This is a genomic window from Halomonas sp. BMC6 (assembly GCF_964204995.1).
Lineage (GTDB): Bacteria > Pseudomonadota > Gammaproteobacteria > Pseudomonadales > Halomonadaceae > Vreelandella.
In genome coordinates, this window is record NZ_CAXNSH010000001.1 from 1,323,804 (window position 1) to 1,344,293 (window position 20,490).

Here is a 20,490-nt window from a genome sequence, read left to right on the forward strand (position 1 = left end):
GTTGCTGCATTATAATTAAAAATACTTAAATGGTGGTTCTATGCCTGCTTCCGCTCCTGTGCAAAACCCAACAGCTCATGTTGTACAATCGTTTCTTAAGCATCAGTATGAGATTTGTGTATATGCGAAAGACATGCCGTATGCTTTACAAGCGAATATCATCGATCTTAATGTCGAGACCGGCCTCTTAGTTATCGAGGTGGAGTGTCACGGAGAAAGTTTTAATAGTTATGTCCGAGATGGAAAAGTTAGTTTTGATATTGAAACGCTAAATCCACTAGATGGCTCAGTGAAAAACTCAGCGCTAACGCGTGATATTCATAGTGTTAGTAACATTCCTACAAAGGCCGTCAAAGTAGACAGCTCGACATATCGATTAGAGTGTCAACTGCCTAGCTCAGTGTTTTTGCTAGAGCAACGAGGCGCCGTTCGTATTCCTTTCATACTGGGTATGCGGGCAAAAGTGAGCGTCGAGGTGTATCTGGATGGATTGATCGTGGCGGGAAGTCTACGCAATATATCCGTGGGGGGATGCTTGGTAGATGTCGCGATTGAAGACACCGTCCCCATTACCGTCGGTCAGCAGCTTCCTGGCGTTACCATTGAGTTTCCGAATGGTGCCAGTTTCTTTTCCGAAGGAGTCATCAGGCATATGCGTCCTTTTGGTAACCACGGATATGCAGCACTCGGAATCGAATATGTCAATTTAGAGCCTCATCAGACAGAAGAGCTTTTTTATATCGTGAATGAGGCAGAGCGAGAAGCCGCTTACCGCTCGGGTAGCAACGATCGCGTAGTTGGTCACTCTCCCTTATTTATACCTGGCGCAGTCGAAAAAGCGGCGATACAGCGTGAAGAAAAGGAACAAAAAAAGCGCCTGAGGCAGTCACCAATGCAGAGAGGCGTCTTGGAGCTGGCTCACCAGCTTCAATACTCTTTGATGTATATAAAAAGCCGCGATCACTTTCCTGAAAAGGTGATCTACGATTGCGCCGACGCCATCCTCTATTTGTTGAGACAAGATAGGAAAGCGCTTTTGTATGCGCTTGCGTTTTTACACAACGAGCCTGACTGGGTTCGGCAGGCTGTCCGAGTCGCAGTACAAATGGCCGATATCCTGTTGATTAGGGACCCTCATTCCATACACGTCAGAGAGGCTGTGGTGGGCGCCCTGTTACATACCATGGGCAAACCGTTGCTGGTCAGTGAAGAGCTGCCCACGCTGAAAGCGAACATGTCGCCTCGACATAAAGAGATCCTAAAGCAGCATGTGGTGACCCTAAGGAGTAAGCTGCTGTCGCTCGGCTGGAAGCCAAGTGCCACCTGTGAAGATATTATGTTGCATGCCAACGAGTTATTGGATGGAACGGGGTACCCTTTCAATCTTAAAGGGTCACAGATATCAGATAATGTGCTTGTAGTGTCTATCATTAAAGCGGTGAGCAAGTTGATGTATGGGAGAAATGGCGTTAGGCCGCTGACACCGTTAAATGCGTATCGCTTAATTAGTGAGGCACCACAATGTTATGATAAAGCGACCTTGGTCGAGTATATTCAGTGCTATGGGCTTTACCCTATTGGAAGCCTTGCAAAATTTTCCGGTGGTTTTTTGGCGTGGATCATTGATATCGACGGTAAAGGTATGCCGATCAAAGTCAATGTCGTTAAAAACTTGGCCTTTATGGATACCAATATCGATAGTGTTTTAGAGCAAGGCGACTTTTCGCAAATTGGTCGACTAGAGGGCGTCGTCGACCCGAATGACTATGGTGTTATATTTCACAAGGTATAACGGGCTTATGGGGCTGCTGTCTCAGCAGCCCTTTTTTAAGAAGGTAAACAGTGTCGTCAATGCATCCATTCTCATATATAAGATAAACGGCGATGCTAGGCTGGCCCCTGTAGTGTTTGCGAAGGGCACTCACCAAACTGCTGCTTATAGTCGTGGGCGAACTGTCCTAAATGCCAAAATCCCCAATACGTTGCAATCTCGGTCACTGTTTGTGGCGGTTCAGCGGCGCGCAGGGCGCGCCGCACTCGGTTAAGGCGCGTCAGCCTCAAAAACTGCAGCGGACTAATGCCTAAAATCGTCGTAAAGCTATATTGCAGCGTGCGTCGGCTCACATGGGTCAGTTCACACAGCGCATCCACGGTGATGGGGGCGTCTACATGCGCGTCGACGTACTGCTTGACCCGGTCGACCACGGCTTTGCGATGCGCGTAGCTGGGAGGCAGCTCGCCACTGGGCTGTTGGGCATCTAAAAGCTCCAGCAGGCCGGTTAAAAGAATATCCTGATGTAGCTTTTCAGCAATGGCTCCCTGCTGTTGGCCTAACAGCCGCTCCAAAAGAAACAGTAAAGCGCGCAGCGTGGCAGGGTTCACATGCCGGCGGGGCGCGATCATCCACTGCTCATCCAGCGTGATGCCCTGGCGTTCGGCAGCGGCGTGTAATGCCGGTAGGCGTATCACCAGCCCGTAAATATCGAAGGCTTCCGGGGTTACCAATTCAAAATCGCGCCCGCCGGGGCGGCACATCACTTGCTGCGCGTCGAGCGGCTGCCCATTGATACGCGAGCCCGCTGGTCGGGTTGGAATGCCCAGCCATAAAGAATCCTCCCACACCCGGCAATCCTGACGCAGCGCTTGGCCGGTGTGCTCTTTGAACACCTGAATCGCAGGCAACGCAATTTCATCCAGCCGCCCATAAAACCGCCCTGGGGTCAGCTGATCATACTGCTGCTGCCAACGGGTGAGGTTTTGCGCATGCTCATCGGCATCAAACGCTTCTTGAATGCACTTTTTTGGTGCGCTTTGGGTAGGCGTCAAGGTCATCACCAGCTCCTGACAGCGTGAATCAACCGCGTCCACGCCTTGTTGTCTTTATTAACCCGCTGTTTCTTATTGGTTTTTATAGCCTTGGTGTGTTTTGCCAAAACTCGATACTCCCCGTTAAGTGATAGCGCTATTGTGAGAACAAGCAAGTTTTGTTCCTCAACGCGCATACCGCGCCTTGAGTATCGAACAGGTAAGAGAAGGGAAGGGAAGGCTCATGGCGCAGACCTATCACACCACGGTGGGGAGCCGCCGCTATCGCTTTAGCGGGCTCGCCGAATTGATGGCCAAAGCCACGCCGCCGCGCTCGGGCGACCGCCTCGCTGGGGTGATGGCAGAGTCCGCAGAAGAGCGGGTCGTCGCCCAAATGGTGCTGGCGGAGCTGCCGCTCACCACTTTTTTGAACGACGCGCTGATCCCCTACGAGCAGGACGAAATCACCCGCCTGATTATCGACGACCACGATGCAGAGGCGTTTGCGCCGCTGAAGCACCTGACCGTAGGCGATTTTCGCAACTGGCTGCTTTCGGACCACGCCACCAGTAAAGCGCTAGCCGCTGCCCGGCCCGGCATTACGCCGGAAATGGCCGCAGCGGTGAGTAAGCTGATGCGCAACCAGGACCTCATGCTGGTGGCGAAGAAATGCCACGTGACCACGGCATTTCGCAATACCATTGGGCTGCCGGGGCGGCTTTCGACCCGCTTACAGCCCAACCACCCCACCGATGACGTCACCGGCATCGCGGCGAGTATTCTCGATGGCCTGCTGTATGGCAGCGGCGATGCGGTGATCGGTATCAACCCGGCTACCGATAACGTCGCTCAGAGCATCAAGCTAATGCGCCTGATGGACGACGTGATCCAGAAATACGAGATCCCTACGCAATCCTGCGTGCTGACCCACGTGACCAATACGCTAGAAGCCATTGAACAGGGCGCACCGGTGGATCTGGTGTTTCAGTCCATTGGCGGCACCGAAGCCACCAACCGCAGCTTTGGGTTCGGTTTGAGCACCCTGGCGGAAGCCGAAGCCGCTGCACAAACGTTGAACCGAGGCACCGTGGGTCGCAACGTGATGTATTTCGAAACCGGCCAAGGCAGCTCGCTCTCCGCCGATGCTCACCACGGGCTGGATCAGCAAACCTGCGAAGCCCGGGCCTACGCCGTGGCACGCAAGTTCAATCCGCTGCTGGTCAACACGGTGGTGGGGTTTATTGGCCCTGAATATCTCTACGACGGTAAAGAGATCACTCGCGCCGGGCTGGAGGATCACTTCTGCGGCAAGCTCTTAGGTGTGCCGATGGGGTGCGACGTGTGTTACACCAACCACGCCAACGCCGATCAAAACGATATGGATAATCTGCTGACGCTGCTGGGCGTGGCGGGCTGCAACTTCGTGATGGGCATCCCCGGCTCTGACGACATCATGCTCAACTATCAAACCACGTCGTTTCACGATGCGCTCTATGCCCGTCGGGTGCTGGGGCTAAAAGCCGCGCCAGAGTTCGAGCAGTGGCTGGCCAAGATGCAGATCTTCCAAGATGTGAGCACCCATCGTCTTAACGACCAACTGCCCGCCGCCTTTGCTAACAGCCTGCGCCACTTGCCGAAGGGGAGCGACTAAGATGGCTAAGCAACCCACGCAGGAAACCACTGCGCCGATCGTCATTGAAAACCCCTGGGAGCGCCTGCGCGCCTTTACCGACGCGCGCATTGGTTTGGGGCGCGCGGGGGTGAGCCTACCCACCAAACAGCTGCTCGCGTTTCAACTCGCCCATGCCCAGGCCCAAGATGCGGTTCACTGCCCGCTGGAGTGTGAGGTGCTGGCCGATGAGCTGACCCAGGCGCTTGGCTTGAGCACCGCACCGCTTGCGGTACACAGCCGTGCAGAGGACCGCGCGATGTACCTGCAGCGGCCCGACTACGGCAGACGCCTCAACGAGGCATCCCGGCAAACGCTGCAGCAGGCGGCAGAAAGCGGTCAACGGTTTGATCTGGCAGTGGTGATCGTCGATGGCCTCTCGGCGCTGGCGGTGCAGCAAAACAGCGCCCCGTTTCTCACCGCGTTGTATGACGCATTCGGGCGCGACAAGAACGAATGGCAGCTCGCACCGCTGACACTGGTGGAACAAGGGCGCGTGGCGATTGGCGACGAAGTAGGCGCGCTGCTCAACGCAGATGCAGTGCTCGTCATGGTTGGCGAGCGCCCTGGCCTTAGCTCCCCAGATAGTTTGGGGCTGTACATGACCTGGGGCCCCGAAGTGGGGTTAAAAGATGATCGGCGTAACTGTATCTCCAACGTGCGGCCAGCCGGGCTTGCGTATGAAGAGGCGGCCCGGCGCTTGTTGCTGCTGTTAACCGAGGCGCGGGAGCGCAAGCTCTCCGGCGTGAAGCTAAAAGACCGCAGCGAAGACAGCGTCTTGGAGGGCAGCAGCGGTTCAACTCGGAATTTTCTTGTGGCTGATTGACGAGCACAACGCGCAAAACGCGGACGACACTTTCAATAACAACGCTAACGACATTTTCAATAACACCGCTGACGACTCTCCCAATAACAAGACGGAACCAGGATCACAGCACGCCGCTGACACCCATTGCGTTCCACACTGAAAAGGGCAAAACGATGACACAACCAACGGTTGATCAGGCGTATCTGGCCAAGCGCCAGCTGCGTAAAGGTACGGCAGGCTGGATGCTGCTCGCGGGCCTTGGGGTCTCCTACGTTATTTCCGGTGACTTTGCGGGCTGGAACTTTGGCATTGCCGAAGCGGGCTGGGGCGGCTTTGCGATTGCCGCCTGTTTGATGGCGCTGATGTACCTAGCGCTAGTGCTGGCGCTGGCAGAAATGTCCGCCGCCATTCCCGCGGCAGGGGGCGGCTACAGCTTTGCCCGCCAAGCCATGGGGCCTGCAGGCGGCTATTTGACCGGGCTTGCGGTGTTGATCGAGTACGCGCTAGCCCCAGCGGCCATCGTGATTTTTATTGGCTCGGCGGTGGAAGCGTTATTAGGCGTTAACGGGCCGCTGGTGTATCTGCTGTTTTATGCGGTGTTTATCGGCATTCACCTGGCGGGTGTGGGGGAAGCGCTGAAAGTGATGATGGTGATTAGCGGTTTGGCGGTCTTTGCCATTTTGGCCACCGCCGTGGCGCTGATTGGCGATTTCGATTCGGCCAACCTGTTTGATATTGCACCCACCGATGCGGCGGGGGCGAGCACCTTCATGCCGTTCGGCTGGTACGGTATTTGGGCGGCGCTTCCTTTTGGTATGTGGCTGTTCCTGGCCGTTGAAGGTGTGCCGCTGGCGGCCGAGGAGGCGAAAGACCCCGCCCGGGATATGCCCAAAGGCATCATTGGTGCGATGCTGTTCTTGCTCTTCACCGCCCTGCTCGTAGTCGTGCTGCTGGCCGGTGCGGCGGGCGCTGAGATGATTGGCCAAAGCGGTGTGCCGCTGGTAGATGCGCTGAATGCGGCGGGTAATCCCACGCTGGCGACCCTGGTCAACGTGCTGGGCTTAGCGGGTTTGATCGCGTCGTTCTTCTCGATTATTTATGGCTATAGCCGCCTGGTATTCGCGCTCTCTCGGGCGGGTTATTTACCCAAACCGCTGTCGCTCACTAGCGAGCGTAAAGTGCCTTACTTAGCGCTGATTGTGCCCGGTATTTTGGGCTTTCTCGCATCGCTGAGCGGGGAAGGCGATCTGATGTTAGGCATGGCCGTTGTGGGGGCGACTATCTCTTATGCGCTGATGGCGCTTAGCCATATTATGCTGCGCGTGAAACAGCCCGACCTGCCGCGCCCCTATAAAACGCCGGGAGGCGTGGTGACCTCCGGCATCGCGTTGGTGCTCTCGCTCGTCGCGTTGACCGGTGTCTACGCGTTTGACCCTCGCGCGTTCAACTACACCATCGTGCTGTTCATTGCTGGAGCGGCTTACTACTTCCTCTACAGCAAAAATCATTTAGTCGCGAAAACCGCAGAAGAGGAGTTCGCGCTGGTCACCGCCGCGCCGGAGGATCTCGACCCTGTCGCATCGAAGGTCGCCTCCGCGAAATTGTAATCACCACGGCAGATCGCCTAGTCTGAACCACAGCAGTGCGCCTCTGGGCTTTCGCTCAGAGGCGTTGTTATGGGCAGGCAAGGAGGAGCTTGAAGGATGTTGAACTTTACCGAATCGAACATGGCCGAGTCAGAGCAGCGGCGCTGGTACGCCGTGGACGATGGTGTGATGGGCGGCGTGTCTCAAAGCGGCTTTTGCGTGGAAGCGGGCGCTGGCTGCTTTTGTGGCGAGGTATCGCTGGAAAACGGCGGTGGCTTTGCCTCGGTGCGCCGTGAACCCAACGGCTTTGAGCCGACCCTAGCACACAGCCAAGGAGTTACGCTTCGCGTGCGTGGGGATGGTCGCACCTATCAGCTACGGCTCAAAAGCAGCGCGCTGGACGAAGCAAGCGCCTACCGCGTCGCTTTCACGCCTACGGCTCACCAGTGGGAAACGCATCAATTCACCTGGGCACAGTTCGAGGCGGTGCGCCGGGGCACGCTGCTTTCCAGCGCGCCGCCTCTCGACCCGCACTCTATTCACCAGCTCGGTTTCTTGATTGCCGACCGCACCGCCGGGCCGTTTCGCCTGGAGGTCGCCTCTATTGCGCCGTACCCACAGGATTCACACTCACAGGGCTAACACTGACAGGGCTGACACTTACAGGACTAAGGTCGTCTCGTATGTAGTGTGCCGTTCACGGAATCTGAGAAGCTCTTTTTTCGACGTGAGCCAGCGTGATGAAACACTCTCCCGCGTATCGCCTAGCGGCCACTGTGCTGCACGGTTTCGATGAGTACCGTGCGCGTTTCAAGCAGATCACCTCAGATGCCAGCCGCCGTTTTCGCGATGCCGCCTGGCGTGAAGCGCAGCAGGCCTCCGCCGCGCGGATCAACCTGTACGGTGAAAAAGTCGAGGAGACGCTCGACCGATTGCAGCGCACCTTTGCCCAGGACGTGCTGGCCCACTGCGAAACATGGCGGGAAGCGCGGGGGCACTACGCCCAGTTGATTAGCCAGCGGCTGGATTACGAGCTGGCGGAAACCTTCTTTAATTCGCTGTTCTGCTCAGTCTTTCAGCATCGCCATATCCGCAACGACTGGATGTTTGTGTACAGCTCCCGGGAGGATGCCGCGCACCGTTCGGGCATTGAGCTGTGCCGCAGGCATTACGTCAATGGCGACTGGGCGGGGGCACTCGCTTGGGCGCTGAGCGAAGCACCGTTTGAGTCTCCCTTTGCCAACTTGGAACGCGATAGCCAGCTCGGCGCTGGCTTGCTGGAAACTCAGCTCCCCGCCGCGATTTGGAAGGCGGAGGATGCCCAGGTGGAGCTACTCAACAGCGTTTTTTACCGTAACAAAGGGGCGTATCTGGTCGGGCGTATTTTAGGCGGTGGCGAGCAGGTGCCGCTGGTGCTGCCCATTCTGCATGGCGAAGGGTACGGCGAGCAGCAGGGCGGCGACCCCTGCCTGCATTTGGATACGGTACTCACCGAAACCGATGAAGTGTCGATCATCTTCTCGTTCACCCGCGCCTATTTTCAGGTGGACGTGCCGGTGCCGGGGGAGTTCGTCGCCTACCTAAAACAGCTCATGTCCCACAAGCCCGAGGGCGAGCTGTACGCCGCCATTGGCTTTTTCAAACACGGCAAAACCGAATTTTTCCGCGCGCTGAACCAGCAGGTGGCTAAACGCGAAGAGCAATTTATGATCGCGCCGGGGGTGCGGGGTATGGTGATGGCGGTATTTGTGCTGCCGAGCTTCCGGACCGTGTTCAAGATCATCAAGGATAAGTTCGACCCCGCCAAAGAGGTCACCCACGCCATCGTGCGGGAGAAGTATCGGCTGGTAAAACGCCACGACCGGGTAGGGCGGATGGCCGATACCCAGGAGTTCTCCAACTTTATCGTCCGCCAGGACCACTTCGAGCCGGAGTGTTTGGCCCACCTGCTAGAGGTTGCGCCCTCCACGGTGTCGCTGAAAGAGGATAAAGTGATCATCAAGCACTGCTACACCGAGCGAATGATGACGCCGCTGAATATTTACCTGGAGCAGTGCAGCGCCGATGAGCGGGTAATGGTGCTAAAAGATTACGGCAACGCCATCAAACAGATGGCGGCGGCGAATATTTTCCCTGGCGATATGCTGCTGAAGAATTTTGGCGTCACTCGCCACGGGCGGGTGATTTTCTACGACTACGACGAGGTGAGCTATCTCACCGAGTGTCGCTTTCGCCATATACCCAAGTCTCAAGGGTACGACAGTTACATGGATGGCGGGGCCAGCCTTTCCATTGGCCCCAACGATATCTTCCCCGAAGAGTTTGGCCCGTTTATGTTTGCCAACCCGGAACTACGCGCACTATTTATGGAGCAGCACCCGGAGCTGTTCGACCCGGACTACTGGCTGGCGCTACAGAGGGCGATTCTGGATGGGCGGGTGATTGACGTTTATCCGTATCGCAACAAGCAGCGGTTCGCGGGCACCGTGGGGCAACTGGTACATTAGGCGTTTACTGGACGACGTAAGCCGAGGACAGCATGACTTCAGCCCCGCACTTGGTGGTATTTACCGGCTCGGGAATCAGCGCGGAGAGCGGCATTCAAACCTTCCGCGCCAGCGATGGCCTCTGGGAGGATCACCCGGTGGAAGAGGTCGCCACGCCGCAAGGGTGGCGGCAAGACCCGGAGCGGGTGCTGGCGTTCTATAACCAGCGCCGTGAGCAGATTCGTCGTGCAAAGCCCAATGCCGCCCATAAAGCGCTGGCGGCGCTGGAGCAGGATGGCTTTCAGGTTAGCGTGATCACCCAGAACATCGACGACCTGCACGAGCGGGCAGGCTCCCGCCACGTGCTGCACCTGCACGGTGAGATTTTGAAGGCGCGCTCATCGGTGGATGCACGGCTGCGCTACCCACTGTTAAAGGGGGGTATTGCCCTGGGCGATGTGTGCGATAAGGGCAGTCAGCTGCGCCCGGACGTGGTGTGGTTTGGTGAGGCGGTGCCGCTGTTCGAAGAGGCCTGCGAGCTGGTGAGCCAGGCGGATTTCCTGCTAGTGGTGGGCACCTCGCTGGCGGTGATGCCCGCCGCATCGCTGCTCACCTATATCGATTACGACACCCCTTGTGCGCTGGTGGACCCCGACGCCGATGAGCTCAGCCCCCCCGGCGTGCTGGCGATCAATACCACGGCGGGGGAAGGCGTGCCGGCGCTGGTTAACCAGTGGCGTAAGCAGGGGAATTTGATACTGCCTTGATCGGCAGGATTCCTCACCTGACCTGTTCATGACGTTGGATGACGCTACTCTAAAAACCACGCTTTCATCACCCCGGTAATCTGGGTGAGCTCGGCGTCCGTCGCGATATAGGCGGGCATGGTGTAAAGCCAGCGGCCAATGGGGCGTAGCCACACGCCCCGCGCTCGGGCAAACGCGGCAACGCCTTTCAGCGCTTCGCTGCTGTGGGTTTCGATCACCGCCGTTGCGCCTAATACGCGCACGTCCGCTACGGCCGGATGTGCGCGCAGCGCTACGTCTTCTAATAGCTCGCGCTGTAACGTTTGGCTGAGCGCGGCAATTTTCTCCAGGTAGTGCTCCTCTTCGAACACCTTCAGGCTCTCCAGCGCCACGCGGCAGGCCAGGGGGTTGCCCATAAAAGTGGGGCCGTGCATGAAAGCGTGGTGCTCGCTGTCTCCAATAAATGCCCCGTGAACCCGGTCAGTAGCCAGCGTGGCCGCATGGCCCAAGTAGCCGCCGGTCAGCCCTTTGGAGAGCACCATGATGTCTGGCGTGACGCCCGCGTGGTCGGCGGCGAAAAGCTCGCCGGTGCGGCCAAAGCCGGTGGCGACTTCATCAAAAATCAGCAGCACGCCAAACTCATCGCACAGCGCTCGCGCGCCGCGTAGGTAGTGGGGTGAGGTCATGTTCAGCCCGCCTGCCGCTTGCAGCAGCGGCTCCATCAGTAGCGCAGCAATCTCATGGTGGTGGCGCGCTAGCACCTCCCGCAGCGCGGCGAGGTCCCGCTCTACCTGCTCAGGCGTCGCGTCGAAGGGGGCCGTGGGTGCTGGGGCAAAGTGGTGCTGGGGCAGCAGGCTGGCGAACAGGCTGTGCATGCCCTCTTCGGGGTCGCACACCGCCATGCAGCCGGTGGTATCGCCGTGGTACGCCTTCATGAGCGAGAGCATTTTGCGCTTGCCGGGGTGGCCGCTCAGCACCTGATACTGCAGCGCCATCTTCATGGCCACTTCCATACCCACCGAGCCGCTATCGGAGTAGAACACATGGTTCAGCCCCGGCGGGGTGATGCGTACCAGCGCCCTTGCCAGCTGGTCGGCGGGGTCGTGGGTCAGACCGCCCAGCATCACATGGCAAAGCTCCCCGGCCTGCTCGCGGATGGCGGCGACGAGGCGCGGATGGCCGTAGCCGTGAATCATGCACCACCAGGAGCAGGTGGCATCCAGCAGGCGCTCGCCGCTGTCTAGCGTAAAGTAGCTGCCGCTGCCGCCGACCACTTTGGGCGCAGGCGTTTGGGTTTTGAGATGGGCGTAGGGGTGCCAAACGGGGGAGTTCATGGCGTCGCCTCCTGGGTGGCGAGGGGGAGCAGCGCATCAAGGGAGAGGTAGCGCTGCGCGGTGGCCGCATCTGCCGTGGCCAAATGAGGAATGATGCCCAAGCAAGGGGCGGGCAGAGCGCGTTTTAGCAGCGCCACATTGGCCGCAAAGCGCGGGCTGTCGTCGGCAAAGGCTGAGTCCACTACGCTGCCTACCCAGCCCGCCAGCATTAAGCCATCGGCGGCGATGGCTTCGGCGGTGAGCCGGGCATGGTTCAGGCAACCCAGCTTCAGCCCAACCACCATAATCACCGGCAGCCCGAGCGCGCGGGGCAGGTCGGAAAAGTCCTCCGCCTCGTTCAGCGGCACCCGCCAGCCGCCTGCGCCTTCGATTAGCGTCAGATCCCGTGGTGTGTCGGTTAACGTGTCGCTGAGCGCCTGAGTAACCCTTGCCACGTTAAGCACCGTACCTGCTTCCAGAGCGGCGAGATGCGGCGCAATGGCGGGGGCAAAGGCCCAGGGGTTCACCGTTGGATACTCCACCGGCGGGAAGCTTTGCGCCTGTAGCGCCAGGGCGTCGCGGTTGCGTAGGCCGATGGGCGTGGCCTCGCTGCCGGAGGCAATCGGTTTTAACCCCAGCGTGGTGAGCTGGCGCTGGCGGGCGGCGCAAAGCAGCGCGCTAGTGGCCAGGGTTTTGCCCGCGTCGGTGTCGGTACCGGTGACGAAATAGCTGTTATTCATATCGCACTTTCCAGTTGTAGCGTCAGGCAGTGGTAGCTCACCGGCAGCCCCTGCGGCGTGCGTAGCGATTCATAGCGGGCCTGGGCGGTGGTAAGCGCTTGGCGGGTCAGCCGAGCGTTGGGTCTGGCCACTTGGGCACCCACGCCTTTGATAGAGGCCATTACGGCGTTCAGGTCGGGGTAGAAAAAACGCCGCTGATCGCAGGCGTGCTGGATGAGGCGCAGGCCGCTTTGTTGAATCGCCCGCTGTACGGCGCTTGCATCCGGCGTTTGCAGCAGTGCCTCGGGCCGCTGCCAGGCGGTGGCGACTTCGTTCAGCGTGCCGGGCAGCAGCGTGGTGATGCGCGCCTGCCCGCCAGGGGCGAGCACCCGCGCCAACTCCCGCAGCACCGCGCCGATATCCGGGCACCACTGAATCGCCAGGTTAGAGAACACGAGATCCACGCTTGCGTCGTCCAGCGGCAGCGCGGCGGCATCTCCCTGTTGCCAGCGTATGGCATCGCCATACTGCGCTTGGGCGTGGGCGAGCATACCCGGCGCCAGGTCGAGCCCGGTGGTGGTGGCGTTTGGGTAGTGGCTCGCCAGCCGCTGGGTCCAGTAGCCGGTGCCGCAGCCAAGGTCGAGCACATGCTGGGCGCTCTCCGGTAGCGTTTGCCAGAGCGTTTCGCCAATGTCGCGCTGGGCGCTGGCGAGAGCATCGTAGCGTGGTGCCGCCCGTGAAAAAGCCCGAGCAACACGCTCCTGCCAGCGGAGCAGTGGCAGCGAGGTGACCGGTGTGTTCATCGCGGTTCCTGTAGCGCCCGCGTGGCCTGCTCGGCCAGCCGTGCCGCCAGTGGGGCGGGCTGGGAGAGCATGGGGCAGTGCCCTGCGGCTTCCAGTTGAAGCGCTTGCTGGCGCGTGCTGCTTGATAGCAGCGGGTCGTGGGCGCCTGCCAATCGGCGGATAGGGCAGGGAGGGGTGGCAAGCAGCGCCCGGTTATCCAGCGTTTCAAGCCACGTGAGCCCTTGCGCGAGCGTGTCGGTATCGGCTTGGGGAGTCTCACTTAACTGTGCTCGTAGCTGTCTATGGGCCTCGCGGGCATTGGGTTCGCCCTGGGCCTGCCAGCGTAGAAAGTGCCGCCATGTGGCAACGGGGTCACGGCAGAAAGCGCGCTGAAAGCTGGCAAGCTCCTGGCTCGTCACACCGCCATCTTCCCCGTCACAGCAAAAACGGCTACCTGCGCCCAGTAGCAACAGGGCCTTGGGCGGCGGCAGATGATTGAGCAGCGCCGTGGCCAGCAGCCCACCCAGCGACCAGCCCACCCAGATGGCATCGCTGGGTAGCTCGGGTGCCATACGCTCGGCGAGCGCTGCAATGTGTGTGGGGGTAGGTAGCGCTGGAGATTCGCCGTAGCCGGGCCACTCCACTGCGCTGGGTTCGACGTTGCCGGGCCAGTACTCTGCCAGCGGTTGCCATATACGGCGGTCGACGCCCCAGCCCGAGAGTAGGATGAGCTTCATCGCTGCTCCTCGTTCAGGCAGTCGGCGGCGACCTCCAGTAGCCGATCGATATCCCGTTGAGTATGGCGGGCGCTTAACGTGATACGCAGCCGCGACTCGCCGTTGGGCACCGTGGGTGGTCGAATCGCCCCTACCTGGATAGCGTGCTCATCGAACGTGGCCGCCCAGGCCAGGGTGCGCTGCTCGCTTCCCAGCAGCAGAGGTTGAATCGGCGTGTGGGAGTGTCCGAGGGGCAGCTCCAAGGCGATGGCTTGCTGGCGGAAGTAGTCAATATGGCGAGCGAGCCGTTGGCGGTGCTCCGGCTCCCGCTGGACAATGGTGAGTGCTTCTAGCGTGGCGGCGGCAATCGCGGGCGGTTGGGCGGTGGTGTACACATAGCTGCGGGAAAACTGAATCAGGTGCTCAATGAGTACGGCGTCCCCCGCCACAAACGCGCCTGCGGTGCCCAGCGCTTTGCCCAAGGTGCCGACCAAGATCGGCACGTCCTGGCTATCAACGCCTTCCACGCAGCCCGCGCCGTTTTCTCCGAGCACGCCGAGCCCGTGGGCATCGTCGATCATTAGCCAAGCGCCGTGCTGCTGGCTGATGTGGGCAAGTTCTCCGACGTCAGCAATATCACCATCCATGCTGAACACGCCGTCGCTCACTACCAGCTTATGGGTGGCCGTGCTGCGCGCCAGTAAACGCGCCAGATCATGACCATCGCGGTGGTGGTAGCGCCGCGAGCGGGCGCCGCTCAGCGCGCCACCGTCGAGTAGCGAGGCGTGATTAAGCCGGTCCTGAAATATCGCGGTGTGGGGATCCGCTAGCGCCTGCAGCACGCCTAGGTTCGCCATATAGCCCGTGGAAAATAGCAGCGCCCGCTCCCGTCCGGTCCACTCCGCCAGCGCCTCTTCCAAGGCATCGTGAATGCCCAGATGCCCGCTGACCAAATGCGACGCGCCGGCCCCGGCGCCAAAGCGTTTCGCGCCTTCCGCCTGAGCCGCCTGAACCCGTGGGTCTTGGGCAAGGCCCAGATAGTCGTTGCCTGCAAAGTCGAGTGCCCCGTGGGCAGAGACGCGGCGGTTGCGCCAGCGCTGCTGGCGCTCGCGCTCATCGCGGGCTGCCGCTAGTCGCTGGTGCCACACCTCAGACACTGGCATCCACCGCCAGCGCCGCAGCGCGTTCGGCTTGGGCGTTACGCTGCGCCTGTTGGGCCAGCCGCTCGGCGCGCTGTGTATCGTCTTCGCAGGTATCGCGGCGCTCGGGGTGCAGGCCCAGCTTGGCAAATAGCGCACGGTCGCGCTCTGCCTGGGGGTTGCTGGTGGTCAGCAGCTTGTCGCCGTAGAAGATGGAGTTGGCACCGGCCAGGAAGGCGAGTGCTTGGGTGGATTCGCTCATCTGCTCGCGGCCCGCCGAGAGGCGCACATGGCTTTGGGGCATCATGATGCGCGCCACGGCAATGGCGCGGATGAACTCCAGCGGGTCTAAATCCTCCACGTTCTCCAGTGGCGTTCCCGGCACTTTGACCAGCATGTTGATAGGCACGGATTCGGGGTGCGGAGAGAGCTTAGCCAGCTGCTGCAGCAGCGCGCTGCGATCCTGCGCGCCTTCGCCCATGCCCAAAATACCGCCAGAGCACACTTTCATACCGGCGTCGCGCACGGTGGCTAGGGTCTCTAAGCGGTCGCTGTAGGTGCGGGTGGTGATGATTTCGCCGTAGTAATCGGGGGAGGTGTCGAGGTTGTGGTTGTAGTAGTCCAGCCCGGCCGCCGCCAGCCGGGTGGCCTGCTCGCCGTCGACCATACCCAGCGTCATGCAGGTCTCAAGCCCCAGCGCTTTCACCTGGCGCACCATCTCTTCCACCACCACTAAATCTTTATCCCGTGGGCTGCGCCACGCGGCCCCCATGCAGAAGCGGCTAGCGCCAGCCTCTTTGGCCGCCTGGGCCTGGGCCACTACCTTCTCGATTTCTAGCAGCTTCTCTTTTTCCAACTGGGTGTTGTAGTGGCCCGACTGGGGGCAGTATTTGCAGTCTTCCGGGCAGGCCCCGGTTTTAATCGACAGTAGAGTAGAGACCTGCACCGCGTTGGCATCGAAATGCGCCCGGTGCACCTGCTGGGCTTGAAACAGCAGGTCGTTAAAGGGCAGCGCAAACAGCGCGTTGATCTCGTCAAGCGTCCAGTCGTGGCGCGGCGCGGCATCCGCCGCGTAAGAAGCAGTCGAGGTAGTGGTCACGGGGTAAACCTATATTCTTTTGAAAGTTGACAGGACTCTAGCGGGGCTGTGCTGAGGGTGTCAACTTTTGGAATAATGTTGGTTTACCATGGTGCTTGACTGTAGGGAGTATTCGTCAGGATGTATGGCCTGCTTTATACTCTGCGCCCTTTGACGACCCACTGGAGCGCAGATGCCTGACGCGACCTCGCTGCCCCCCGAGCACGATGCATTGACCGACCGCGACCCGGCCACCGGGCATCCGCGCCCGCCTCGGCGTGAATTCAAAGCGCGGGGCAGCTTCGTTAAGCGTTGCGAAGGTTGCAACTTGCCCGAGCTGAATTGCCTCTGCCCGTATCAGGTGAAGGCGGAGAGCGACGCTCAGGTATGGCTGTTGACCCACTCCATTGAGCACTACAAACCGACTAACACCGGGCGCTTGATTGGCGACGTGCTGACCAACACCCGCGTGTTTACCTGGTATCGCACCGCGCCGGACGACACGCTGGCGGCGCTGCTGGCAGATCCGCGTTACGCGCCGTTCGTGATTTTCCCGGACGACCAGCCGGATTACGCCGACCGCGTGGTGGATATCGGCGCGGTGCATGCCGCCAAGCAGCAGGCGCGCATTCCGGTGTTCATCATTTTGGATGGCACCTGGCGTCAGGCGCGGCGTATGTTCCGCAAAAGCCCTTACCTGGATGTACTGCCGGTACTGCCGCTGCGCACCGAGCGTGAAACCCGCTACCGGCTGCGCAAGCCCGCCTCGAAAGCGCATCTGTGCACCGCCGAGGTGGCCATCGAGCTACTACGCCAAAGTGGCGATGAAACAGCGGCGAGCGTGCTGGATGACTACTTTGACGTGTTCAACGATAGCTATGCGGAAAGCCGCTACTATCGCAAGATCGAAGAGCCCACCGCTGCGATGCAGCGGCTGCTAGACAGACAACAGTAAGAGCGTTAAGGGGTTTGGCCCGGCAACCAGCGTAACAGGACTTTGCGCACCCAGTACCAGCGGTTGATCAGCAGCGCGGCGAAAATCAGGCTGCAGCCCAGAAGCTGCAGCGAGGTCATGGTTTCGCCAAACCACCAGGCGGCAAACAGCGCGGTCCAAACGGCTTCCAGCATGAGAATCACCGCCGCATGGCTGGGGGTCGTCATGCCCTGCGCCTTGATCTGCAGAAAGAAGCGCAGCGAGCTGGCCAGCAGCACGCTGGCCATGAACCAGCCGAGAATCGACGGACTCAGTGCCAGCGGCTGGTGTTCCACTACCAGTGATAGGCTGGTCAGCACCACGCCCACTGAGATGAGTTGTAGCGTGGTGAGAGGTAGTGCGGGAACGTTACGCACCACCCGGGTATTGACGTTGATCAGCAGTGCAAAACAGAGCGCGGCGCACACCATGAGTAGCTGGCTGGCTTCCACTCGAAACCCCGCATTGAGCGAGAGCAGGGCAAAGCCGAGCAATGCGATGGGCAGCGCGATCCAGGTGCTGCGCGGTGGGCGGTCGCCAAACAGTAGCCGGGCTACCACGGGCACCAGCAGAATGCCCAAGCTGTTGATGAAGGCGCTTTCTCCCAGGTGGTCGGAGTAGTGCAGCCCGAGCACCCAAAACGCGATGGCGGCGCTGAACAAAACGCCGACCAGCAGGCCGCGGCGTATTCGGCGTATCGGCATACGTCGCAGAGCAGGCCAAGAGAATCCCAGCAATATCAGCCCGGCGAGTAAGAAGCGCGTGCCGATAAACAGCAGCGGCGGCATGCCCGCAAGCGCCTCCTTGGAAAATATCCAGCCGCCAGCGGCCACAACCGTGACCAGCAGGAGCAGTGCATCGGCCTGCCAGGGGGCTTGTTTGATCGTACTCACGCAGCACCGCTGCCGAACAAGGCGCCGGCGATTCTAAAGCCCGCGACCCAGGTGCCCACCGCCGAGCCGAGCGTGGCGAGAATGAACACCAGCAGGGTGCGAGAGACGCGGTTTTTCCACCAGCCCTTGAGCTGCGTCACATCGTGGCGCAGGGTCGAAAAGTCGCGCACTTTGGGCTTGCGCATGTAGAGCTCGACTCCCGTTGCCACAAAGCCTGCGCCAATCGTCGGGTTGAGGGAAGTGAGCGGCGCGGCAAAGAAGGTCGCGATGACCGTCACCGGGTGGGCGAGAGCGGCAATGGTAGCCCCGCCGGATAGAATCCCGTTGATCAAAAACCACTCGATGACCAGCTGCCAGCCCAGATCGGTATTGCGTGAAAAGCCCACCACGAAACCGGTAATGACGAGCGCCGTAATCAGCCAGGGGGCGGCTTTCCACAGTTTGGAAGGCGGCGGTGTGGCTTCGAGAGACTCCCGCTCCACCGTGGGGTTGTCCGGCAGCGGTGTTTCCAAGTGCTCACCCGTGCCTTTCAAGTGTCCGGCGCCCAATACCACCAACACGTTCTGGTAGCGCCCAGGCGGCGCTTCCTCCGCCAAACGCAGCGCCATGTAGCGATCACGCTCACGGATCAGCGGAGAGTAGAGCGCTTCGGACTCGGCAGCAAACTCGCTGAAGGTGGCCTCTAGCATGTCACCCTCTTTGAGCTTTTCGATGTCTTCTTTGGAGACATCCTGACGTGAGAGCACGCTGCCAATCAGCCCTGAAAACAGCGAGAAGCGCTGCCACCAGGGCACGTTGCGATAAATCCGTTTCAGGGTAATGCCCACATCCCTATCGACCAGCAGCAGTGGCAGATTGCGGGTACGGCACTCTTCCACCGCCGCTCGCATCTCGGCTCCCGGCTGAATGCCGGACTGCTCGGCAATTCGCTGCTGAAACGCGCCCAGCGCGAGGCTTGCCGCGACCATCCCCGCTTTGCCCTGTTTGAACACCTGAAACAGGTCCTGCTCACCCATGGCGTCGGGGTTGTCCATGCTGTGGTGGCGGGCATCGCAGAGTTCGATGGCCACCGCATCGAAGTGGCCGCTGTCGATCAGCCGACGAACGTCGTCTGCGCTCTCGGCAGAGACGTGGGCAGTGCCAAGGAGCGTGTAGCGGGTCGCGCCCACCTGAATGGTTCTCAGCGGGCCGCTGGTCGTCGGAAGCGTGCTGTTCTCTTGCGCCAGCGGTGTTGCGTCATCGTGAGTCATTAAAAAATCTCAAAAAAAGTCACCAGCAGTGCGTTTAACGCCGCCAAAACGCCGGGGTAAACAGCACCAGTACCGTAAAAATTTCCAAGCGGCCCAGCAGCATGGCCAGCACTAGGATCCATTTGGCGAGGCTTGGTAAATCGCCATAGTGGCTGCTGGCCTCACCGAGTGCCGGGCCCAGGTTGTTCAGCGCAGAGCCCACGGTAGACCATGCCGTTACCTGATCGACGCCCGTTGCCATCACGCCCACCAGCATCAAAAAGAACAGCATCACATAGGCGGAGAAAAATCCCCACACGGCCTGGGCGATGCTATCGGGCACGCTCACTTTGCCGACCTTGACGGCGATGACCGCGTTGGGGTGAATCAGACGCATGACCTCACGCATCCCCTGCTTCAGGATCAGGATGATTCGTATGACCTTCATCCCCCCGGCGGTAGAGCCCGAGCAGCCGCCCACGAACGCGGCTACGAACAGCAGGAACGGCAGTGCCCCTGGCCAGCCAGAAAAGTCTGCTACGGCAAAGCCGGCGGTCGTGGCCACCGAGACCACCTCGAAGAGCGCATGACGTAGCCCCACGATGTCGTCGTAGGTGTCGGTGAGCCATAGGGTGATCACGGTAATGGTGGTGAGCCCGGCTAAAAACAGCATCAGAAAGCGGGCTTCCGGGTCTTGGAAGTAGTGCAGCAGACGCTTTTCCCGCCAGGCAATGAAGTGCAGGCTAAAGCTGAAGGCCGAAATCAGCATGAAGCCGATGCAGATCAACTCGATGGCGGCGCTATTGAAGTAGCCGATACTGGCATCGTAGGTGGAGAACCCGCCGATGGCGACGGTGGAGAAACTGTGGCCTAGGGCATCGAACCAGTTCATCCCCGCCAGCATGTAGGCGACCATGCAGGCAAACGTGAGCGTCGCGTAAATGTACCAGAGCGCTTTGGCGGTTTCGGTAATCCGCGGCGTGAGCTTGGAGTCCTTGAGCGGCCCCGGAATTTCGGTGCGATACAGGGCCATGCCCCCGACGCCGAGGGTGGGCAGTATGGCCACGGCCAGTACGACGATCCCCATGCCGCCTAGCCACTGGAGCTGCTGACGATAGTAGAGGATCGATTCGGGCAAAAAGTCGATACCGGTAATCACCGTGGCCCCGGTGGTCGTCAGGCCAGAAAACGACTCGAATACCGCATCGGTCATGCTCAGCGAGCCTTCGCCAAACAGCATCAACGGCAGCGAGCCGAACAGCGCGAGTACGGTCCAGAACATGGCCGCGATGATGAACCCGTCGCGGATGCGTAGCTCTTTGTGAGCACGGCGGTTGGGCAGGTAGAGAAACAGCCCCGTCATGACGGTAATCCCAATGCCGCTCATGAACGCGTGCCAGACGCCGTCTCGAAACCAGAGCGACATGAGCATGGGGGGCAGCATCGTCAGGCTGAAAAGCATCAGCAGCAGGCCCAAAATACGTAGAATGACCCGCAAACTCATAGCGCTGTTGATCTCGGTGGTGGCTGTGTCATCACGCTGGCGCG

18 protein-coding genes are annotated in these 20,490 nt (G+C 60.0%); 8 read left to right on the forward strand and 10 right to left on the reverse strand.

Annotation, left to right across the window (positions count from 1 at the left end; all coding sequences use genetic code 11):
- Positions 1 to 40 precede the first annotated feature (40 nt).
- Complete coding sequence (locus AB6K10_RS06330) at positions 41 to 1,792, forward strand: PilZ domain-containing protein (protein ID WP_253019053.1); 1,752 nt, start codon at positions 41 to 43, stop codon at positions 1,790 to 1,792.
- A 95-nt stretch (positions 1,793 to 1,887) separates the two neighbouring features.
- On the opposite strand, the gene AB6K10_RS06335 is transcribed toward AB6K10_RS06330, so the two are convergent.
- Positions 1,888 to 2,832 (reverse strand): helix-turn-helix domain-containing protein, encoded by a 945-nt coding sequence (locus tag AB6K10_RS06335; protein ID WP_339118203.1) that lies wholly within the window; start codon positions 2,830 to 2,832, stop codon positions 1,888 to 1,890.
- A gap of 217 nt (positions 2,833 to 3,049) precedes the next feature.
- Here AB6K10_RS06335 and AB6K10_RS06340 point away from each other — a divergent pair, with 217 nt between their 5' ends.
- The 6 genes from AB6K10_RS06340 (at position 3,050) to AB6K10_RS06365 (ending at position 10,121) form a co-directional block, all read left to right on the forward strand.
- Positions 3,050 to 4,456, forward strand: coding sequence for an ethanolamine ammonia-lyase subunit EutB (locus AB6K10_RS06340; protein WP_339118204.1), 1,407 nt, complete (start codon positions 3,050 to 3,052; stop codon positions 4,454 to 4,456).
- A 1-nt stretch (position 4,457) separates the two neighbouring features.
- The gene (gene eutC, locus AB6K10_RS06345; RefSeq protein WP_339118205.1) at positions 4,458 to 5,300 is read left to right on the forward strand and encodes an ethanolamine ammonia-lyase subunit EutC; all 843 of its coding nucleotides are present in this window, start codon (positions 4,458 to 4,460) and stop codon (positions 5,298 to 5,300) included.
- Positions 5,301 to 5,455: 155 nt separating this feature from the next.
- Entirely contained in the window at positions 5,456 to 6,889 is a 1,434-nt protein-coding gene (gene eat, locus AB6K10_RS06350) for an ethanolamine permease (protein WP_285263882.1), read from the forward strand.
- Between the two features lie 96 nt (positions 6,890 to 6,985).
- Positions 6,986 to 7,510, forward strand: coding sequence for a CIA30 family protein (locus AB6K10_RS06355; protein WP_285263883.1), 525 nt, complete (start codon positions 6,986 to 6,988; stop codon positions 7,508 to 7,510).
- A 98-nt stretch (positions 7,511 to 7,608) separates the two neighbouring features.
- On the forward strand, positions 7,609 to 9,375 hold the full coding sequence (gene aceK, locus AB6K10_RS06360) for a bifunctional isocitrate dehydrogenase kinase/phosphatase (RefSeq protein ID WP_339118206.1): 1,767 nt from the start codon (positions 7,609 to 7,611) through the stop codon (positions 9,373 to 9,375).
- A 32-nt stretch (positions 9,376 to 9,407) separates the two neighbouring features.
- Complete coding sequence (locus AB6K10_RS06365) at positions 9,408 to 10,121, forward strand: NAD-dependent deacylase (protein ID WP_159341157.1); 714 nt, start codon at positions 9,408 to 9,410, stop codon at positions 10,119 to 10,121.
- A gap of 44 nt (positions 10,122 to 10,165) precedes the next feature.
- Here AB6K10_RS06365 and bioA read toward each other — a convergent pair whose 3' ends face one another.
- The 6 genes from bioA to bioB are packed head-to-tail and all read right to left on the reverse strand — an operon-like array spanning position 10,166 to position 15,868.
- On the reverse strand, positions 10,166 to 11,434 hold the full coding sequence (gene bioA / locus AB6K10_RS06370) for an adenosylmethionine--8-amino-7-oxononanoate transaminase (RefSeq protein ID WP_339118207.1): 1,269 nt from the start codon (positions 11,432 to 11,434) through the stop codon (positions 10,166 to 10,168).
- Complete coding sequence (bioD, locus tag AB6K10_RS06375; protein WP_339118208.1) at positions 11,431 to 12,153, reverse strand: dethiobiotin synthase; 723 nt, start codon at positions 12,151 to 12,153, stop codon at positions 11,431 to 11,433. The genes bioA and bioD overlap by 4 nt, the downstream gene beginning before the upstream one ends.
- Complete coding sequence (locus AB6K10_RS06380; protein WP_339118209.1) at positions 12,150 to 12,935, reverse strand: methyltransferase domain-containing protein; 786 nt, start codon at positions 12,933 to 12,935, stop codon at positions 12,150 to 12,152. Before AB6K10_RS06380 ends, bioD begins: the two co-directional genes overlap by 4 nt.
- Positions 12,932 to 13,651: an alpha/beta fold hydrolase gene (locus AB6K10_RS06385; protein WP_339118210.1), complete on the reverse strand. Its 720-nt coding sequence runs from the start codon at positions 13,649 to 13,651 to the stop codon at positions 12,932 to 12,934. Before AB6K10_RS06385 ends, AB6K10_RS06380 begins: the two co-directional genes overlap by 4 nt.
- Positions 13,648 to 14,793 carry an 8-amino-7-oxononanoate synthase gene (bioF, locus tag AB6K10_RS06390; protein ID WP_339118211.1) on the reverse strand — a complete coding sequence of 382 codons (1,146 nt, stop codon included), beginning with the start codon at positions 14,791 to 14,793 and terminating at the stop codon, positions 13,648 to 13,650. The genes AB6K10_RS06385 and bioF overlap by 4 nt, the downstream gene beginning before the upstream one ends.
- Positions 14,780 to 15,868 carry a biotin synthase BioB gene (gene bioB, locus AB6K10_RS06395; protein WP_339118212.1) on the reverse strand — a complete coding sequence of 363 codons (1,089 nt, stop codon included), beginning with the start codon at positions 15,866 to 15,868 and terminating at the stop codon, positions 14,780 to 14,782. The genes bioF and bioB overlap by 14 nt, the downstream gene beginning before the upstream one ends.
- Positions 15,869 to 16,040: 172 nt before the next feature.
- Between bioB and AB6K10_RS06400 the strand changes: the two genes are divergently transcribed.
- Entirely contained in the window at positions 16,041 to 16,802 is a 762-nt protein-coding gene (locus AB6K10_RS06400; RefSeq protein ID WP_253019040.1) for a tRNA-uridine aminocarboxypropyltransferase, read from the forward strand.
- Positions 16,803 to 16,807: 5 nt separating this feature from the next.
- On the opposite strand, the gene AB6K10_RS06405 is transcribed toward AB6K10_RS06400, so the two are convergent.
- Genes AB6K10_RS06405 through AB6K10_RS06415 form a run of 3 tightly spaced genes read right to left on the reverse strand, consistent with a single transcriptional unit; the run spans position 16,808 to position 20,446 of the window.
- Complete coding sequence (locus tag AB6K10_RS06405; protein WP_159341165.1) at positions 16,808 to 17,713, reverse strand: DMT family transporter; 906 nt, start codon at positions 17,711 to 17,713, stop codon at positions 16,808 to 16,810.
- Positions 17,710 to 18,963, reverse strand: coding sequence for a TraB/GumN family protein (locus tag AB6K10_RS06410; protein WP_339118213.1), 1,254 nt, complete (start codon positions 18,961 to 18,963; stop codon positions 17,710 to 17,712). The genes AB6K10_RS06405 and AB6K10_RS06410 overlap by 4 nt, the downstream gene beginning before the upstream one ends.
- 34 nt (positions 18,964 to 18,997) lie before the next feature.
- Positions 18,998 to 20,446, reverse strand: coding sequence for a TrkH family potassium uptake protein (locus tag AB6K10_RS06415; protein ID WP_159341167.1), 1,449 nt, complete (start codon positions 20,444 to 20,446; stop codon positions 18,998 to 19,000).
- Between the last annotated feature and the right edge of the window lie 44 nt (positions 20,447 to 20,490).

Coding starts and splice junctions, on each gene's coding strand:
- bioF (WP_339118211.1), bottom strand. CDS start 14,793: ATGCCAGTGTCTGAGGTGTGGCACCAGCGACTAGCGGCAGCCCGCGAT.
- AB6K10_RS06335 (WP_339118203.1), bottom strand. CDS start 2,832: ATGACCTTGACGCCTACCCAAAGCGCACCAAAAAAGTGCATTCAAGAA.
- eutC (WP_339118205.1), top strand. CDS start 4,458: ATGGCTAAGCAACCCACGCAGGAAACCACTGCGCCGATCGTCATTGAA.
- AB6K10_RS06415 (WP_159341167.1), bottom strand. CDS start 20,446: ATGAGTTTGCGGGTCATTCTACGTATTTTGGGCCTGCTGCTGATGCTT.
- bioA (WP_339118207.1), bottom strand. CDS start 11,434: ATGAACTCCCCCGTTTGGCACCCCTACGCCCATCTCAAAACCCAAACG.
- AB6K10_RS06365 (WP_159341157.1), top strand. CDS start 9,408: ATGACTTCAGCCCCGCACTTGGTGGTATTTACCGGCTCGGGAATCAGC.
- AB6K10_RS06380 (WP_339118209.1), bottom strand. CDS start 12,935: ATGAACACACCGGTCACCTCGCTGCCACTGCTCCGCTGGCAGGAGCGT.
- AB6K10_RS06400 (WP_253019040.1), top strand. CDS start 16,041: ATGCCTGACGCGACCTCGCTGCCCCCCGAGCACGATGCATTGACCGAC.
- aceK (WP_339118206.1), top strand. CDS start 7,609: ATGAAACACTCTCCCGCGTATCGCCTAGCGGCCACTGTGCTGCACGGT.
- eat (WP_285263882.1), top strand. CDS start 5,456: ATGACACAACCAACGGTTGATCAGGCGTATCTGGCCAAGCGCCAGCTG.
- AB6K10_RS06410 (WP_339118213.1), bottom strand. CDS start 18,963: ATGACTCACGATGACGCAACACCGCTGGCGCAAGAGAACAGCACGCTT.
- bioD (WP_339118208.1), bottom strand. CDS start 12,153: ATGAATAACAGCTATTTCGTCACCGGTACCGACACCGACGCGGGCAAA.
- AB6K10_RS06385 (WP_339118210.1), bottom strand. CDS start 13,651: ATGAAGCTCATCCTACTCTCGGGCTGGGGCGTCGACCGCCGTATATGG.
- AB6K10_RS06330 (WP_253019053.1), top strand. CDS start 41: ATGCCTGCTTCCGCTCCTGTGCAAAACCCAACAGCTCATGTTGTACAA.
- AB6K10_RS06355 (WP_285263883.1), top strand. CDS start 6,986: ATGTTGAACTTTACCGAATCGAACATGGCCGAGTCAGAGCAGCGGCGC.
- AB6K10_RS06340 (WP_339118204.1), top strand. CDS start 3,050: ATGGCGCAGACCTATCACACCACGGTGGGGAGCCGCCGCTATCGCTTT.